At 41.9% G+C, this 16,300-nt stretch carries 14 protein-coding genes; 4 read left to right on the forward strand and 10 right to left on the reverse strand.

Features of this window, described 5'->3' with window-relative positions:
• Nucleotides 1-210: 210 nt before the first annotated feature.
• The 4 genes from IGJ01_RS16405 to IGJ01_RS16420 form a co-directional block, all read right to left on the reverse strand.
• Nucleotides 211-783: a hypothetical protein gene (locus IGJ01_RS16405; RefSeq protein WP_008381862.1), complete on the reverse strand. Its 573-nt coding sequence runs from the start codon at nucleotides 781-783 to the stop codon at nucleotides 211-213.
• Between the two features lie 27 nt (nucleotides 784-810).
• Nucleotides 811-1,227 (reverse strand): hypothetical protein, encoded by a 417-nt coding sequence (locus tag IGJ01_RS16410; RefSeq protein ID WP_008381861.1) that lies wholly within the window; start codon nucleotides 1,225-1,227, stop codon nucleotides 811-813.
• A gap of 3 nt (nucleotides 1,228-1,230) precedes the next feature.
• The gene (locus IGJ01_RS16415; protein WP_008381860.1) at nucleotides 1,231-1,839 is read right to left on the reverse strand and encodes a hypothetical protein; all 609 of its coding nucleotides are present in this window, start codon (nucleotides 1,837-1,839) and stop codon (nucleotides 1,231-1,233) included.
• Between the two features lie 599 nt (nucleotides 1,840-2,438).
• Nucleotides 2,439-3,335, reverse strand: coding sequence for a LysR family transcriptional regulator (locus IGJ01_RS16420; protein ID WP_008381857.1), 897 nt, complete (start codon nucleotides 3,333-3,335; stop codon nucleotides 2,439-2,441).
• Between the two features lie 116 nt (nucleotides 3,336-3,451).
• Between IGJ01_RS16420 and IGJ01_RS16425 the strand changes: the two genes are divergently transcribed.
• Together IGJ01_RS16425 and IGJ01_RS16430 are read left to right on the forward strand one after the other, a co-directional pair.
• Nucleotides 3,452-5,113, forward strand: a complete 1,662-nt coding sequence (locus IGJ01_RS16425) for a malolactic enzyme (protein WP_337447220.1) — start codon at nucleotides 3,452-3,454, stop codon at nucleotides 5,111-5,113.
• A 13-nt stretch (nucleotides 5,114-5,126) separates the two neighbouring features.
• A complete protein-coding gene (locus IGJ01_RS16430) occupies nucleotides 5,127-6,407 on the forward strand; it encodes a 2-hydroxycarboxylate transporter family protein (RefSeq protein ID WP_005230514.1) in 1,281 nt (426 codons plus the stop codon).
• A 179-nt stretch (nucleotides 6,408-6,586) separates the two neighbouring features.
• Here IGJ01_RS16430 and IGJ01_RS16435 read toward each other — a convergent pair whose 3' ends face one another.
• Both IGJ01_RS16435 and IGJ01_RS16440 read right to left on the reverse strand, forming a co-directional pair.
• Nucleotides 6,587-7,969 carry a lytic polysaccharide monooxygenase gene (locus tag IGJ01_RS16435; RefSeq protein WP_008381854.1) on the reverse strand — a complete coding sequence of 461 codons (1,383 nt, stop codon included), beginning with the start codon at nucleotides 7,967-7,969 and terminating at the stop codon, nucleotides 6,587-6,589.
• A gap of 277 nt (nucleotides 7,970-8,246) precedes the next feature.
• Nucleotides 8,247-9,770, reverse strand: a complete 1,524-nt coding sequence (locus IGJ01_RS16440) for a flavocytochrome c (RefSeq protein WP_005233089.1) — start codon at nucleotides 9,768-9,770, stop codon at nucleotides 8,247-8,249.
• Between the two features lie 481 nt (nucleotides 9,771-10,251).
• On the opposite strand from IGJ01_RS16440, the gene IGJ01_RS16445 reads away from it, so the two are divergent.
• The gene (locus tag IGJ01_RS16445) at nucleotides 10,252-10,671 is read left to right on the forward strand and encodes a phosphate-starvation-inducible PsiE family protein (protein ID WP_074934197.1); all 420 of its coding nucleotides are present in this window, start codon (nucleotides 10,252-10,254) and stop codon (nucleotides 10,669-10,671) included.
• A 15-nt stretch (nucleotides 10,672-10,686) separates the two neighbouring features.
• Here the strand turns inward: IGJ01_RS16445 and IGJ01_RS16450 are convergent, their stop codons facing one another.
• Nucleotides 10,687-12,492, reverse strand: a complete 1,806-nt coding sequence (locus tag IGJ01_RS16450; RefSeq protein ID WP_430601255.1) for an ATP-binding protein — start codon at nucleotides 12,490-12,492, stop codon at nucleotides 10,687-10,689.
• Between the two features lie 53 nt (nucleotides 12,493-12,545).
• Here IGJ01_RS16450 and IGJ01_RS16455 point away from each other — a divergent pair, with 53 nt between their 5' ends.
• Entirely contained in the window at nucleotides 12,546-13,262 is a 717-nt protein-coding gene (locus IGJ01_RS16455) for a response regulator transcription factor (RefSeq protein WP_008381846.1), read from the forward strand.
• Here IGJ01_RS16455 and citG read toward each other — a convergent pair.
• From citG to IGJ01_RS16470, 3 genes are all read right to left on the reverse strand, one after another.
• Nucleotides 13,239-14,102, reverse strand: coding sequence for a triphosphoribosyl-dephospho-CoA synthase CitG (gene citG, locus IGJ01_RS16460; protein WP_244732686.1), 864 nt, complete (start codon nucleotides 14,100-14,102; stop codon nucleotides 13,239-13,241). The two genes, IGJ01_RS16455 and citG, sit on opposite strands and share 24 nt — an antisense overlap.
• Nucleotides 14,095-14,790, reverse strand: coding sequence for a GntR family transcriptional regulator (locus IGJ01_RS16465; RefSeq protein WP_005233081.1), 696 nt, complete (start codon nucleotides 14,788-14,790; stop codon nucleotides 14,095-14,097). The genes citG and IGJ01_RS16465 overlap by 8 nt, the downstream gene beginning before the upstream one ends.
• 116 nt (nucleotides 14,791-14,906) lie before the next feature.
• Nucleotides 14,907-16,253 (reverse strand): CitMHS family transporter, encoded by a 1,347-nt coding sequence (locus IGJ01_RS16470; RefSeq protein WP_034872423.1) that lies wholly within the window; start codon nucleotides 16,251-16,253, stop codon nucleotides 14,907-14,909.
• Nucleotides 16,254-16,300 lie beyond the last annotated feature (47 nt).

Consider the following 16,300-nt stretch of genomic DNA (forward strand, 5'->3'; position numbering starts at 1 on the left):
TTCGCTCGACAAATAGTAAATTATGATGCTAAAACCATTTCATTTCCGTACGACCCGAGCTAGCGTTAGAAAGAGAATAAACTTCAGTCCTCTCTCCTAGAAATTTGTCCTAAATTTATTGAAGCTGATTATAATAAAAAATACCCGATCATGAATGATCGGGCTCAGAGAATTGTAGCGAAGTTAATATTATACGAAAAATCAATTTATCTAATTGGCGTTTTTCATTACTAAATACTTATCATATAAATAATTCTCAACACTAACTACATCAATACATAGAATAGTTTCTAAGCTGACTGATTGTTTGTGATCTATTTCAATATTTTCATAATCTAGTAATGAGAGTACCAATCTATTTATATCTAATAAAACAATTTTCCCTGTTAGTATACTCTCGTCGATTGACGTTATGATCGATATCGTTTTATTTCGCTTCAATGCCGTATTCAAAATCTCTTTAGGCGTTGTATTCTCAGTTAAAGCAACTGATTTCTCTAATGAAAATCCATCAAAAGCGTTCATTTTTTTAGAGTAACTAACAAAAAAATCATACATTTTTGTATACTCAGTATTACTAAAAATATTTGTTATAAATTTTTTGCTTCTCAGTTGAATACTTTCCAGTGTGCCAATTTCACTAATTGACATAAATACAATAAATGAATCTAGCTCCATTAATATATACCCTAGTGAAAAAGATTCGTCTCCATTCTCTATAAAATTTCTTGAATATAGCTCGATTAGGTGATTATTAAAAGATAAAAAGTCTATTTTCTTCATACTATATTATACTCAATGTTCTCAAACTTATTCATATAAAAAACCTCGAAAATCAATATATTCATAGGTCATTTCATCTGCTCCATGATCGGCTTCTTCTTCATTTAATGTCGAATCATCAATCCACTGATAATAATGTTGTATTTCATGACAAATACTGTGAACAATTGTATATATTGCACTATCTTTTCCTTCTGCTTTAACAAATTCAAAAAAATCACCAGTTGATATATTTATCTCAGCAACTTCATATTTTGAACATGGCAGATAACAAGTTGCGGTAGCTTTTTCTCCCGTTACTCCATTTGTAATATAATTTGCTCCAGTCACATTAACATGTACAGCAGAAGGAAAATCATAATTTTTCTTTAACCAGCTGACAAATTCTGAGATACTCTTTGCTACAAATTTATTAGTTGAAGGTTTTAAATTTAGTTTAATCAAAATTTACTGAGCCCCCTTTTTGTGTCCTCTACCAGGAGTATGTTTTTTCATAGGACGGTTTGTCTTTTTATTTGAATTCGATTTCCAACCGTTTTTCTTTTTCTTCTCGTTAACTTCCCGTCCTTGTTTTTTTCTGTTCTCCTTCCCTACAGGACCACTACTTTTGTTATTTTCGAAGTAATTTTTAATTGTGCTGTATGCCCAATGCCCAGCACCAATCGTAATGCCCCCCAGAACAATCGCTCCAGTCGCAGCCAAAGCTACTTGTCCAATACCAGGAATAAAGTAAACTCCTGCGGCAGCTGCAAATCTCTTTTGTCGTCCGCCGTTACTAGCTTGACCAATTTCCTCTGCTGTCGCTAAAAGAGATTCTAGTTTTTCTTGATTATAAGCTTCTCCATTGATAATTAAAACGTCATCTGTTATTTGAATCGTTGCTGTTTCGTCCTGTTTAGAATCATAGATGGTGTCAGTTTCTTCTTCAATATTATACAATGAAACACGGTTTTCTTGCTCTATTTCTGTGGCTAGAGCAGTCAAACCAGACGTTACTACACTTAGACCTAAAATCGTTACCAAAGCTGCTACACCAATTTTAAACTTAATACCCATGATTCAACCTCTTCCATTTTCTTATTATAGATTTTTATCAATCCACAATAAGAAAATATCATTTAGGTAATAAAATCACAACTTACATTTTTGTCATGGGTTATTTGATTAACCAACTTAAACTATACCAGATATTGCAGAATTATTAGCGTCAATTTCGATTCATTTGAATCAAAATACGAACGCTTCGTTTTCACTAACATGTTCTTTATCTTATACGTTTTGCTACTTCATTTGAATTATTTTTGGTAAGATTCATCACACGATACGGTGTGTGAGAGGGGTTCTGAAATTTTCTCTTTTTGCTTATTCTTAAAATGAATAAAACTGTAGGCTATTAGGGATCACTTTCTTGATCAACTGGTAACTTACTTCATCAACACCAGAAAATATTTCTAATGGCACTATATTGTATCTCTTACTATCTTCGATTCCATAGAAATCTTGATTGGTAAAAAGGAAGCTTTTTCTCGTTTCATTGGTTAAAGGAACCATCCATTCGTCTTGTCCCGCGTTGAAAGATCCCTTTTATTTCAACATCCGAAGAACACACACCTGCACCATTTTTCTCTGACCTTACCTCAAGAAATCCCCATTCCTCATCCTTCCTCCTCCCAGGACAGCTCATCCAAGATCCTAATCAACTTTTGAACCTCTTGATTCAACATCGCACTCTTTAAATAGGCATATTGAATATAAAAAATTTCCTTATCTTCAGGGACTAGCGGTATTTTCACTAAGCCTTCCATTTCTTGAAACACAGGAAATTCCGTCATCAAGGTAATGCCGATATTGGAACTGACCAGCTGGCCAATCGTCTGGACGTCTGAAAAATAAAAAGGGACTTCCGGCTTCTTCTTTGATTTCTCACTTAAATTCTGAAAGGCGCGCATGTGGGTATAGCCTTTTTCCAATAGGATAAAGGGATATTCGGCAGCTTCTTCAAATGAGATTTCCTTTTTCTTAGCTAATGGGTTTTCTTTTGACACAAAAATAAAAAACTCTTGCTGATGCAATAATTTCACCTGCAGATTCGGGTGGACGAGGGGATTGACACTGCCCAGCAAGCTAAAATCGATTTTTCCTGACAATAGTTTTGAAAGCAATTCATTGGATCCCCCAGATACCAAGTGAAATTTCGAAATAAAGCGGATGATCTCTTTTTCATCTAAGAGTTTTGAAAAGACTTTGGAACGAATGATCGGTGGCAGGCCGATGTGGGTGCGGTTGTTTTTGGCATGGTCGATGGCTCTGTCTAAGGTCACAAATTCATCTAAGATATATTGCGCATGAGCCTTCAAAATTTCCCCTTCCGTGGTCAATGAGATGGAGCGATGTGAGGCTTCTCGCACGATCAAATCACAGCCATAATGCTCTTCCAAGCGTTTGACAGCGTAGCTGACGGTTGGTTGACTGACCGCAAATTTATGCGCCACTTGGGTAAAAGAAAGCATATCTGCCAAAGCGTTAAAGTATTCTAAATCTCGTATATTCATCGTCTGATTCCTCCCTTAACCGGTTTAAACTAGCAGCGGTTTTGTTATAAATAATTTTTATTATACCACCGATAGTTGACTATAATTCTGTCCGAGGATTAAAGTAGCTAATGGAAATGAACGAGTACTCAAAATACACCTATCGGAGGAACATAATGAAAGCACATGACATTTTAAATAACCCCTTTTTAAACAAAGGAACTGCGTTTACACAAGAAGAACGGAAAGAACTAGGGTTGATCGGTTTATTGCCCCCTCACGTGCAAACGATCGAAGAACAAGCAGAACAAGCCTATTTGCAATATGTCACCAAAGAATCAGACATTGAAAAACGTCACTTTTTAATGGAGATCTTTAATACCAATCGGACATTGTTCTACTATTTGTTCAACCAACATATCGTTGAATTCAATCCGATCGTCTACGATCCAACGATTGCCGATACCATTGAAAATTACAGCCGCCTATTTGTGGATCCTCAATATGCAGCGTATTTAGATATCAATCATCCAGAGAATATCGAAGAAACGTTGAAAAATGCCGCTGGCGATCGAGACATTCGCTTGATCGTAGCCACTGACGCTGAAGGGATTCTTGGGATTGGTGACTGGGGTGTCCAAGGTGTCGATATTTCTGTCGGTAAATTGATGATTTATACAGCAGCTGCTGGGATCGACCCTGCTTCTGTTTTACCAATCGTGATCGATGCTGGCACGAACCGAAAAGAATTGTTAGAGGATCATTTGTATCTAGGCAATCGTCAAGAACGTGTCTACGGTGATGCCTACTACCAATTCATCGATCAATTTGTTCAAACGGCAGAATCATTGTTCCCTAAACTTTACTTGCATTGGGAAGACTTTGGCCGTTCAAATGCTGCAACGATTTTGGACAAATACAAACAATCGATTCCAACTTTCAATGATGATATCCAAGGAACGGGAATCGTTGTACTGGGCGGTATCTTCGGCGCATTAGATATTACAGGTGAAAAATTAACGGATCAAGTCTACTTATGTTATGGCGGTGGTTCCGCTGGTGCCGGGATTGCCAGCCGTGTCCATGCCGAAATGGTCAGCGAAGGTCTTTCAGAAGAAGAAGCCTACAATCATTTCTTTATGGTTGACAAACAAGGGCTTTTGTTCGATGATATGTCCGATTTGACTCCTGCACAAAAACCATTTGCCAAAAAACGGGCTGACTTTGCCAATGCTGGCGATATGACGCAATTGATCAATGTCATTAAAGTCGCAAAACCAACGATTTTGGTCGGTACTTCAACCAATGCCGGCGCCTTTACCAAAGAAGTTGTGGAAGCGATGTGTGAAAACACAGCTCGTCCAGTGATTTTCCCTATCTCGAATCCAACCAAAAAATTAGAAGCAACGGCTGAACAAGTAATCGAATGGTCTGATGGAAAAGCCTTTGTGGCAACCGGTGTCCCTTCAGGAACGATCCAATACAAAGGGGTCGACTACCAAATCGGTCAAGCAAACAACGCCTTGATCTATCCTGGTCTAGGGTTAGGTATGTTGGCTTCAGAAGCCTCTCTCTTGACCGACGAAATGATTGGTGCCGCTGCTCACTCATTAAGTGGTTTGGTTGATTTGAGCCAACCTGGTGCACCTGTTCTTCCACCATTTGAATACGTTGCGGACGTTTCTATCAAAGTGGCTGAAGCAGTTGCCAATAAAGCCAAAGAACAAGGACTAGCCCAAGCGCAAGAAACCGATATGGCAAAAGCTGTCCAAAATCTTAAATGGTATCCAACATACTAGGAAGGTCTGAAAAATGAATAAATTAAAAACGATGACGATTTCGGGAATTAGTCTTCCCTTGTATCTCTTTTTCATGGTTGTCATATTCAGTGCGATTGCCTTAGACAAGTTGCCATTAAATATGGTCGGGATCACCATTTTACTGGTTGCCTTAGGACACCTGCTGTATTTCATTGGGGAAAAACTCCCGATCATGAATTCTTATCTTGGCGGTGGGTCAGTTTTTACCCTGCTTGGTGCCACCCTTTTGGCCTCCTTCCATCTCGTTCCCACGAAAGTCATTGACGCGGTCAGTGACTTCATGGGGGGCGGTTTTGGTTTTCTTGATTTCTATATTGCCGCTTTGATTTGCGGCTCGATTTTAGGTATGAACCGCAATTTGTTGGTGAAGGCTTCTACGAAATTCATTCCTGTTGCTTTGATCACCATGGTAGTAGGCTTTTTCTCCGTCGGCCTTGTCGGTATGCTGCTAGGCAATGGATTCGCTGATTCGGTGATGTATGTGTCTCTACCAATGATGTCTGGCGGGATGGGGGCGGGAATCACCCCACTTTCACAAATTTATGCTGATGGCTTGGCAAACGGCAATCAAGCCGCCATCTTTTCTCAATTAGCGCCAGCAGTTACTTTCGGGAATATTCTTGCCATTATTGGTGCTTTATTTATCGCAAAGGCCTTTGCTAAAACCAAATACAATGGCCATGGCACCCTGATCAATGCCACGAAAGAAGAATTAGAAAAACCAAAAATAACGCTTGATGCCCAACAAATCGGGGTCGGGATGCTGTTTTCCTTTTCACTGTTGGTCGTTGGTGCGATTTTAAGCGACTTTTTCCCTAAAATTCACGAGTATGCCTTTATGATCGTGATTGTCTTTATTCTGAAAGCCTTGAATATTGTCCCTAAGAAACTCGAAGATTCTGTGGTGATGTTCAACAATGTTGTGATGACGAATTTGACCCACGCAGTCTTGGCGGGGATTGGTTTGGCATTGATCGATCTGTCAACATTGGCCTCTGCCTTTACTTGGCAATTTGTCGTGCTTTGCCTAACCAGTGTCGTATCTATGGGGGCTGCCAGCTGGTTCTTCGGGATGGTATTGGGGATGTACCCCGTTGAAACCGCAATTGGCGCCGGTATGATCAACAACTCCATGGGGGGAACAGGTAATATCGCTGTATTGTCTGCCTCTGATAGAATGGAAATGATTGCTTTTGCCCAAATGGCCAACCGTTTATGCGGTGCAATCGTGCTGATTTTAGGTGGGATCTTGATCCGTTTCTTCTATTCTTGATCAAGAACAAAAAACAGGTGCTGCTACGCATGATGCATAGCAGCACCTGTTTTTGCATTCCTCAAACGAATTCGTCCAATTGGTTGCACGAATCAAACAAGGTTCAATCATTTCCTCATAAAAGAGCCAAAAAGAGCAGTGCCACCGCACTGCTCTTGCGTTACTGATTCATTCAAGGGTTACAACTTCTGAAACAAGGTTGGTGCTTGATCAGGAGACCAAGTGGTGTCCCCGTAATTTGAGTGGGTGTTGATCACGACATAGTTGCTGCCTTTATGGCTCACGATTTCACCGCTTGTATACACTTCTGGTGCAGAGAAAGTTCCTAGTTTCCACACACGGTATTCTGACTCCCCGCCTCCAGGTGTTTCAGTTTCTTCTTTGGCATTGGTTTTCACGCTCAGCTGGTTACTGAAAGCGGATTGTTCGCCCGTTTTGCTGATTGCTTTGATTTGGTAATTGTAGGTTGTATCCGCTGCTAGATTCGTGTCTTCATAGGTTGTTCCTGTGGCCGTAGCAATTTTGACGCCATTGCGGTAAACATCATATCCAGCGATCCCATTTGTATGAGTCGATGCTTGCCACATTAAGGACACGCTGCTGTCTGTCACGCTCATTTGATGCAGGTTGCCTGGTGTCGAAGGGGTTTCGACTTGATTGTCTGCTGAGGTAGTCACTTTCACTGCAGCACTTTTTTCTGAAACTAACGCAGTAAAGCCGACTGCTTCTACTTGATAGCTATAGGTTGTGTTGGCTTTTAATTGTGTGTCGGTAAAAGTTGGCTCAGTAGTCGTTGCCACTAAGGCACCATCGCGATACACGTTGTATTCTTTCGCATCGGTTTGACCGTTCCATGCTAAAGCCACCGTGCTGCTAGTCACTCGTTCTGAGCGGACATTTGCTGGTGCTGCTGGTTTTTCGGGAATGACCGTTGAGCCGGAAACGTTGACGTCGATCACGTTATAAAAGGCATTTGGCGTATCTGCAACATCCCAGACCGCTAAAATGACATGGTAACCGAGACGATTTTCTGGAATGGTAATGGTATGGCTTGGGCTATTGCTGGCAGCCGAACCATCGTGATTCACAGTAGCGATCAATTCCAAGCTATCTCTTGAAAGTGGCGCGTTTTGATCCCAACCTGGTTTCGTGATATAGTAATGCCATTTTGTGGTCTTGTGAGGCGCTGTATAATGCCAATTGACCCGCAATGGACCTTGATTGATGTCTTGTTTGGTCCAACGATTGGTTCCTTGTTCATCAAGAACAAAGTCCCCGATTTGTCCGAGTCCACCATCTGCCGAAGCGATGCGACCATCTACTGGTCCTGCTTCTGGAAAGCCTTTTTTAGTTTCCAATGATTGTGGGTTTGAAATGACATTGCCATATTTCTCAAACGCAGCGCTCCACCCTAACGTATTGCGATCCAAAGACCCTTGATAGCCCCGACTGACCGGTGATTCCACATAACCATGAGCAAATACTTGTTTCCCCGTGAAGAACAAGCTCCCTCCAAGTAAGATTGCCACCCCGACCGACCATTTTACCAATGCGTTTTTCATACTCTGCCTCCTAAAATTTTTTATCATCGAATAAACCAATCCTATCCGTTTATTCCTTGATTCCGATTCATTGAAAAGCAAACCCTACATTTAAAAATAGTTTATTTATATATGTATGATAAACGACTTAATCATTATAAGATTATAATGACTAGTTTTCCGTCCTTTCAGTTAGAAATACAAAAAAACTTGAAACGATTCTCCTCCTAATCACTTAAGAGGATTCGTTCCAAGTTTCTTTCTTTATAGACGATCTTTTTTAGGAAAAAACAGCCGCCTATTTCCCATTTTCTTTCACATAGTCAGAGGATTGCGCGCCTGCTTGGCGACCAAAGACCATAATGTCGGCTACAGCATTGCCGCCGATTCGATTTTGTCCGTGGATACCGCCGGTCACTTCACCTGCTGCATACAAGCCAGTGATTGGTGTGCCATCTTCTTTCAACACTTGGGTCTTCGTATTGATCTTGACGCCGCCCATTGTATGGTGGATCCCAGGTGCAATTTGAATCGCATAGAATGGTCCTTCCGTCAAATCATAGTCCATCGCCGTTTCACGACCAAAATCTTTGTCGGCTTTGTCTGCCACTGCTTGGTTCCATGTATCTAAAGTTTTCTTCAAGGTTGCTGGATCGACATCGATTTTTTCAGCTAACGCTTCGATGGTGTCAGCTTCTACCACTACACCTTGTTCTTTGTAGTAATCGACTTGTTTGGCTCTACCTGCTAACGCATTGTCAAAAATCAAGTAGGCATAGCTTTCTGGCAGATCTGTGATGGCAGCTGAAACATTGTCGCGGGTTTCTAATTCATTGTAGAAACGTTCTCCTTGTTGGTTCACCAAAATGGCGCCTTCTCCACGAACGGTTTCACTGATCAACATACCTGTATCTTGAACCACTGTTGGATGGACTTGGATTTGATCCATATCAACCGTTGCGCCGCCTAATTCTTCGATCATCTTGATACCATCGCCTGTACTTCCTTCAGAAGTCGTGCTGACATAGCCTTTCAGATCTGGACGATATTTTTCGATCAGTTCTTTGTTGGAGCCAAAACCACCAGTAGTAACAACCACTGCATCACCAGCGATTTCTTTTTCTTCGCCATTGATTTTCACGTTGACGCCAGTGACTTTGCCGTCTGTTTCATTGATTTTTGTCACATCAGCATTTACAAACAAAGGAATTTCTTGCTCATGAATGTTTCTCAACAGGCCATCCACCAAATACGTACCGACTGCTGAACCGTCGTGAGGACGATGGATCCGTTTTACACTGGCACCACCGCTATAGCTGATATTGTCTAAAGTGATCCCCATTGAATCCAACCAATCAATCGCTGAAGCAGAGTTGTCTACTAAATAATGTAGCAATTCTTGATCGTTGGTTCCTTTACCACCTTTAAGGGTATCTTCAAAAAATTGTTCATTCGAATCTTCAATGCCTTGTGCTTCTTGGAATTTGGTTTCTGATGCGTTCATTCCGCCAGAAGATTTCAAGGTATTTCCGCCTGCGATCGGCATTTTTTCTAAAATGACTGGATTCATTCCAGCATCTTTAGCCGACAAGGCTGCTGCCATCCCTGCACCGCCAGCACCAACGATGACGATATCATATTGATCTTTTAACTCTGCTGGATCGGTATACTCTTGTTGGGAAGCACCTGAAGTGACTTCACTTTCTGAAGAAGAGCTTGCCGCACTGCTGCTGGCTTTTGTACCGCCATCGGCACCACATGCACTAAGCAACAATAATGAGGCTGCCCCAATCACCCATTTTGACCATCCACTTTTTTTCATTTGTTTCCCTCCGTTTTTCTTTTTGCCCTTTTCTCCTCACTGATCCCCGTCATATATGATGAGAAAAGAAGCATTTTTCTTGCGAATCCTGCTTAACTTGTTACTTTATTAACAATGGTAAACATCTTGCGATCGGACTATTTTTCTATTCGATAGCGATAAAAACATTGTTTAAGCAACGTTTCAACAGAGTTCTATTTTATTTAACCATTGTAACAAAAAAAGAAACTAAGTGTCTCGTAATAATTTGTGTATATTTTAACTATCCATTCTCATCTTTTTCTAATTTTATTGGAAAAAGATACTATATTTTCCTCGCTACTTTCTGCTATTCAAAGCTGCCACAAAGGTCCCGCTCATAGAATGACCGTTAAGTTCGCGGTCAAAAAGATATTGCCGCGATTGTTCTTTCACTGTTCTTTTCTCTTTGTCCTGCGCCTTCTTTTGTATAATAAAAGAAAAAGCAGAAATGGAGTGGCAAATGGAAAAATTGACCCGGATGTTCGAGCGAGTAATCAGTATCTGTATTGATAGCATGTTAGCGATCTTAGTCGTTGTCGTCTTGATTTTTATGGGAAAAGCGATTTTTATGATCAGCACGACGCTCTTTCCTTTAAGTGAAGCGCCCCACCTGTCCTTTTTGATTGAAGAAATTGCCACGTTATTCATTTTGTTAGAAATCATTTTGATGTTGCTGCGGTATATGAAGGACGGACACCATATTCCCGTCCGTTACTTGATTTTGATCAGTATTACTGCGATTTTGCGCGAGCTATTGTTAACGCAAGGCATGGCGAACGATGCCCTATTTTTTGCTTTAGCGATCTTTGTTTTGGTACTGGTCTTGCTAGTCCTGCAAAAAATCAATGCCTTCCAACATACCCAAGAAAAAGACCACTGAAACCATCCCATTGGATCAGTTGGGTTCAGTGGCTTTTTCGGGATCAGTTAAAGGGATGCCAATATAAAAGGTGGTTCCTTTAGGCGTACTTGTAACATCGATCAACCAGTCGTTTTTTTCCACGATCGAAGAGACAGTAAAGAGTCCTAGACCAGTACCGCCAGTGGCACTCTTGGTCGTGAAGAAGCGGGTAAAGATTTTTTCTTGGATCGCTTCTGGTATGCCGGGACCGTTGTCGACGATTTCGATCAAAGCAAACTCCTGTTGTGCGGAGAAAGCTTGCTTACGAAATGGAAAGGTGGCGCTTTCTGTCGAAGTGCGACTCAATCGAATGCTGCAATCGGCATTTGCTTGGTACACATTCATCAACAAATTGTAAATGATGACTTGCAGATCGATCTTCTCGTAGACGGCATATCCTACTTCTTGGATATCATACGTAAGGGAAAAGGCTTTTGGCAACAGTGCGCGCATAGTATCGATGGCTTCTGTCAAGGTAGTAGCGATCGACTGCACAGTTTTATCGGCACTTTCGAGTTTCGAAAAACGTAGCACATTGCTGGATAACTCTTTGCCTTTTTCCGCCGCTTTGCAGACTTCTTGCAAGTCCCCCACTAAGACTTCATCGTGTTGGTTTTCCTCGATCAGCAATTGCAGATGACCAATCATAGGCGTCAAAAAGTTGTTTAGGTCATGGACGATTGAGGTCGTTAGCAAGCCAATGGTTTCCAGTTTTGATTCTTGCAAAATGTTTTTTTCGATTTCGTGCTTTTCTTTTAACAGCCGTTGTCGTTCTTTCAATGCTTGGTTTTCGACATAGGCTTGATTGCGTTTCATGTAGTTTTTGATCAGGACGGTCAATAAAATCATAATGACAAACAACAAACCCAGTAGGCCAATCAAAATCAAGTTATCTTGTAAAAAGAGACCGCTTTGCTCCAAAAAATCGGCATTGCTGGCGACGATCAGCCGACTGTCGCCGATGGTGATCCATTGATAAGCAGCCAATTTCAGCACTTTTTGCAGTGTTTCTTCGTTCCACCAATAAGAATAATAGACGGAGGTGCCTTCTTCATTGTCGATTTGTTCTTGCTCCAAGCGCTCAAGATCGGTGAAATCCAGCTCTGGAAATTCTTTTTTGCGGCTCTCAACGATGGAAAAACCAATTTGTTCGTCCGATGGGTGCATAACGATCCGCATATCGGCGTTTTTGACCATCGTATAGCCGGAAACATTGCGATCGGTGGTAAATTCATGATGATACATGCGCTGCAGATTCAAAGGCATCACAAGAACCGCTTCTTTGTCGTCAAGGGTTAGGGACTGATACACATTTAAATAGGCCTCTTTACCATCGAAATAGACTTGCCCATTTTGTACCTGCCGACCCGCCAATACTTTGTCTAAGGATGGATCTTTAAATAACAGTTCCTGCATCGTTGGATCTTGTGGTTTATTTATAGACGTTGCGGTATTTTGGGCGATGACCTGACCTTGTTGGTCGATCAAAAACAATCCGACCATGGCATTGTTCGCGGAATTGATTACTGGTAACGTTAAGGGGCGCTGCAAATCAGCCAAGGCGGCACCTTCGAGGTGGTCATCGGCATAATTGGCAAGAGCCATGTGGTACGATTCGATACTACGGCTGATCAGCTTGATCGCCGCTTGGTTGACCGTTTCTAACTGCCGCAGCCCGACGGTTTCAGCTTGTCTTTGTGCGCTTTTATAACTTGTAAAGGTAAAAATAAGTCCAATCAATGTAATGAATAAGGTAGCGACCACGCTTAAATACAGCCAAAACTTTGATGGCGGTTTCATTGTAAACCCCTTTCATATTTACTATAATACTATTGATACAGGAGGCGGATATTTTGCGAGATGAAAAAATTTTAATCGTTGATGATGACCCTGCTATTCGGCGGCTGATTTGGAAATCTTTACAATCGACGGGCATTTTGATCTACCAGACTGATTCCGTTGAAAAAACGATTGCGATCAATTCTCGTGTCAGCTTTGATCTTTTTTTACTGGATATCAGTTTGGAGCATGAAAATGACGGCTATCATTTGGCACAACTGATTCGAGAAGAAAACCCCACGGTGCCGATCGTCTTTTTGAGCGGTAAAAGTGACGAAAAAGATATGATCAACGGCTATGAGATCGGTGCCGATCACTACATTACGAAGCCTTTTTCACCGGCACTCTTAAAAGCACAAATCGTTTCGATTCTTGATCGCCGCAACGTGCTGCGAGAAAAAGGGATCGCCAAACCGGAAGGGGATCTGTGCAGCGGCATGTTTCGTTTTGACCAAAAACGCTATCAGTTTTTCAAAAATGACCAGCCCATCAAGTTGTCTTCAAAAGAAATCATGCTGATGCGCTTTTTCATGGAAAATCCGGATCAAGTGTTCTCGAAAGAACAGATTTACAGCAATGTTTGGCAAGATGGCCAATTCGATGCCAATACCGTGATGGTTTTTATCAATCATCTGCGAAACAAAATTGAAGATGAGCCGAAGCAAGCCCGTTTTTTGAAAACCGTTTGGGGGATCGGCTATACCTTTTTACCAGAAGGAGACGCCTTCTAGCTGCAAGAAATAAAGGGCCAAGGCTAAAAGATCCGCCGAGCCGCCGGGACTCAAATGGCGTGCAATCAATACTTGATCATAGGTCGTTAATTCACGAAGCAAGTCTGTATCCGACAGATTGGCTTCGTGAATTTTTTGCATCTCCTGCTGCACTGTCTTCATCGCCTCGTAGCCGCCTCGGTGGACGAGGTTGCTGTCTTCGGTTTCACTCATTAGATAGACCAACCCTCGTAACAAGGAAACGGCGGTTTTTTGTGGTTGCTGCCGTAAGTACTCCAGCAGTTTTTTGACCGTTGGATACCCAGCTGCAGCTTCTCCACGAATCCCCATTGTGCCATAGGTCAAATAATTTTTTTCTCCATAAGACAACTGGTCTTTGTGGGTGATTTGCTGCAGGTCTTGCTTGACCAAATGCTGGCAGATATCGGCAGCAAGCTGCAGGATCTGATTAGTATCTTCAGCCGTCAGCACAGCCTTGTCATGCTGTTGATAATAAACCCCTGTCGCCCCCAACAAAACTGCAAAGGAAAAATTCGCTCCCTTGTGGGTATTGATGCCTTTGGTTGCCTGAAGCATCGCTTCTTCTGCTTCTTGACCGATCCCTCGTAACTGGTCAAACAGCTGGATCAGGGCGCCTGTATGGGCAAAGCCAGCTTGGCTATAGCGCTGAAAAAAAGGCGCCAAACAAGTGATACTGTTGATAAAGGTAAACACATTCATGTCCTGATGCGCACCAGAGGAGCAAGGATCTACTAAACCAGGCTTGGGTGCTAACGCTACCTCATAATGCAGCGCATTGACTGCATAGCTGCTGGCGATAAAAAGACGGGAATCAGTCAATTTTTCTTCGCTCCATTTCAGCAAGAATAAATTGCAGGGAGTGATCCAAATGTTCATGGGTCAACAACGTGATCTGTTCCGTGTCATTGGTTCTCATGCCGCGATAAATCAGCCAATGTTCCGCCAATGCCGCATCCCTTCTTCTAGAAGAGCGAATCGCAATGTCACGAAAATACACGAGGTACGCTTGCAGATCCAGCACGATACTTTTTAACCGCAGCATCTGGCTTTTTTCGTAAATAAACGCATTGAAGTCAGAAAAGTTTTTCAAGACCCCATCCACATCATCCTCACGATTCAGCTGTTCGCCATGTTCTAACAAGCAGCGCATCTCCCGGAAATCCTCCTCACTCATCAAGGCCATTGCTTTGATAGTCGCCAATGTATCCAATGATTTGCGGATATCGTAAATCTCATAAGCATCTTTGATACTGATCCCTTTTACGACGATGCCGATTTTTGGTACGTGTTCCACCAGTTTTTCAGCCACCAGCTGAGTCATGGCGTAACGAATTGGGGTCCGGCTGATGTTTAACGTATCGGAAAATTCTTTCTCATTGATGCGAGAGCCTGCGGGAATGTCTCCTAAAATAATGGTTTTTTTGAACGCTTCATAGATCAAATCTTTTAATGGTTTATTTTTGGTCAGATCCAGATTTTTATTTACTGCATCAATAATTGGATTCATGATTTACTCCTATCATACTAAAAACAAATGAGATTTTTGGGAAAAAATAGATATATCGATAAACAAGGAAAACTACCGAGCAAAATGGCAGCCTGCTCGATAGTTTCTTTATGAAGTTACTGTGGAATATAAAACGGCATATGACCTAATAGTACGATCGTAACGACAAAGATCACGAAAATCCCCAGTGCGTATTTCGCCGCTTCTTTTTGCCATTGCCCCATATCTAAGCCAGTCAAGCGCAATAGCAAGTAGATGAAGGCAACCAATGGACTTAACAAGTGGAACGCTTGGCCCATTAAGGACGCCAAGGCCATCTGCATATTAGTGAAGCCATACGAACGACCCGCTTCTGCTAAGACCGGCAGTACCCCAAAGTAAAACCCGTCATTGGAAATAAAGAAGGTCCCAGGTGCGGAAATCAGGGCGATAACTAACCCCCAGAAACCGGCCAATTGTTTAGGAATGATTTGCGTGAAACTATTCGCTAAGGCAGTAGCCATCCCAGAGCCTTGGAACAAGCCCATGAAGACGCCCGCTGCAAAAACTAAAATTACTACTTGCACAGCGTCGCCGCCGTTGGCACCGATCCGTGACGATTGATCTTTCAAAATTGGGTAGTTGACCATCAATGCGATACAAGTACCTACAAGGAATAACAAGATTGGTGGTAAAGCGATACTAGAAATAAAGGAGCTTGCTACTAACCAGCCAATCAAGACGATCGTTAAGATACCGTTGAAGACAAAGTTTTTCGGACGGCGGATCGCTAATGTATCAGGATCAGTCACAGTCGTCATTTCTAATATCTCATCGTTCGTCAGTTCCGTAACCCCTAAACGTTTCCGTTCTTGGATCCCCATTCTGCGAGCCACAAAGAAAATCACATATAACAGAGACAAAATCATTCCTGGCAACAAATAAGAAAGAATATCCGCATCAACTTCCAGCACGGCCATTGCTCGGGCAGTCGGTCCGCCCCATGGCAATAAGTTCATGATGGTGTTTTGCAAAATGATCAAGACACCAAGGTTCATCATTTTCATATTCAGCTTCTTGTAGATGGGAATAAACGCAGAACAACAAATCAAGGTAGTGGTCGTTCCATCACCGTTCAAAGAGACCGCAGCGGCAACGACTGCCGTTGCCATCAAGACTTTCATCGGATCGCCTTTAGCAAAATAAATCATTTTTTTCGTGATTGGATCAAACAAACCGGCATCCAACATAATGGAAAAGTACAAAATCGCAAACAGCAACATGATTCCTGTGTTGGCTGTTGTGGAGATGCCCTCAAGGACAAAATCACCGATGTTGCCTTTTTCGGAAACACCAGCAACCATCGCAACGAGGGTAAATAGTAATGGGATAATTACTAAGGATGTAAAGGGTGACATTTTTTTCTTCATGATGACAAACATGAAGACAATAATCATGGCATAGGACAAAATTGTTAAGAACATTTTCTTCTTCCTTTCATGCATCGAGATGTGTAAGCGTTATCAAAAAA

The organism is Enterococcus sp. AZ089 (assembly GCF_050547225.1).
Lineage (GTDB): Bacteria > Bacillota > Bacilli > Lactobacillales > Enterococcaceae > Enterococcus_D > Enterococcus_D entomosocium.

Excerpts from the sequence above, each read along its gene's own strand:
- IGJ01_RS16405 (WP_008381862.1), bottom strand. The coding sequence starts at position 783 with ATGAAGAAAATAGACTTTTTATCTTTTAATAATCACCTAATCGAGCTA.
- IGJ01_RS16415 (WP_008381860.1), bottom strand. The coding sequence starts at position 1,839 with ATGGGTATTAAGTTTAAAATTGGTGTAGCAGCTTTGGTAACGATTTTA.
- IGJ01_RS16420 (WP_008381857.1), bottom strand. The coding sequence starts at position 3,335 with ATGAATATACGAGATTTAGAATACTTTAACGCTTTGGCAGATATGCTT.
- IGJ01_RS16425 (WP_337447220.1), top strand. The coding sequence starts at position 3,452 with ATGAACGAGTACTCAAAATACACCTATCGGAGGAACATAATGAAAGCA.
- IGJ01_RS16430 (WP_005230514.1), top strand. The coding sequence starts at position 5,127 with ATGAATAAATTAAAAACGATGACGATTTCGGGAATTAGTCTTCCCTTG.
- IGJ01_RS16435 (WP_008381854.1), bottom strand. The coding sequence starts at position 7,969 with ATGAAAAACGCATTGGTAAAATGGTCGGTCGGGGTGGCAATCTTACTT.
- IGJ01_RS16440 (WP_005233089.1), bottom strand. The coding sequence starts at position 9,770 with ATGAAAAAAAGTGGATGGTCAAAATGGGTGATTGGGGCAGCCTCATTA.
- IGJ01_RS16445 (WP_074934197.1), top strand. The coding sequence starts at position 10,252 with ATGGAAAAATTGACCCGGATGTTCGAGCGAGTAATCAGTATCTGTATT.
- IGJ01_RS16450 (WP_430601255.1), bottom strand. The coding sequence starts at position 12,492 with ATGAAACCGCCATCAAAGTTTTGGCTGTATTTAAGCGTGGTCGCTACC.
- IGJ01_RS16465 (WP_005233081.1), bottom strand. The coding sequence starts at position 14,790 with ATGAATCCAATTATTGATGCAGTAAATAAAAATCTGGATCTGACCAAA.
- IGJ01_RS16470 (WP_034872423.1), bottom strand. The coding sequence starts at position 16,253 with ATGTTCTTAACAATTTTGTCCTATGCCATGATTATTGTCTTCATGTTT.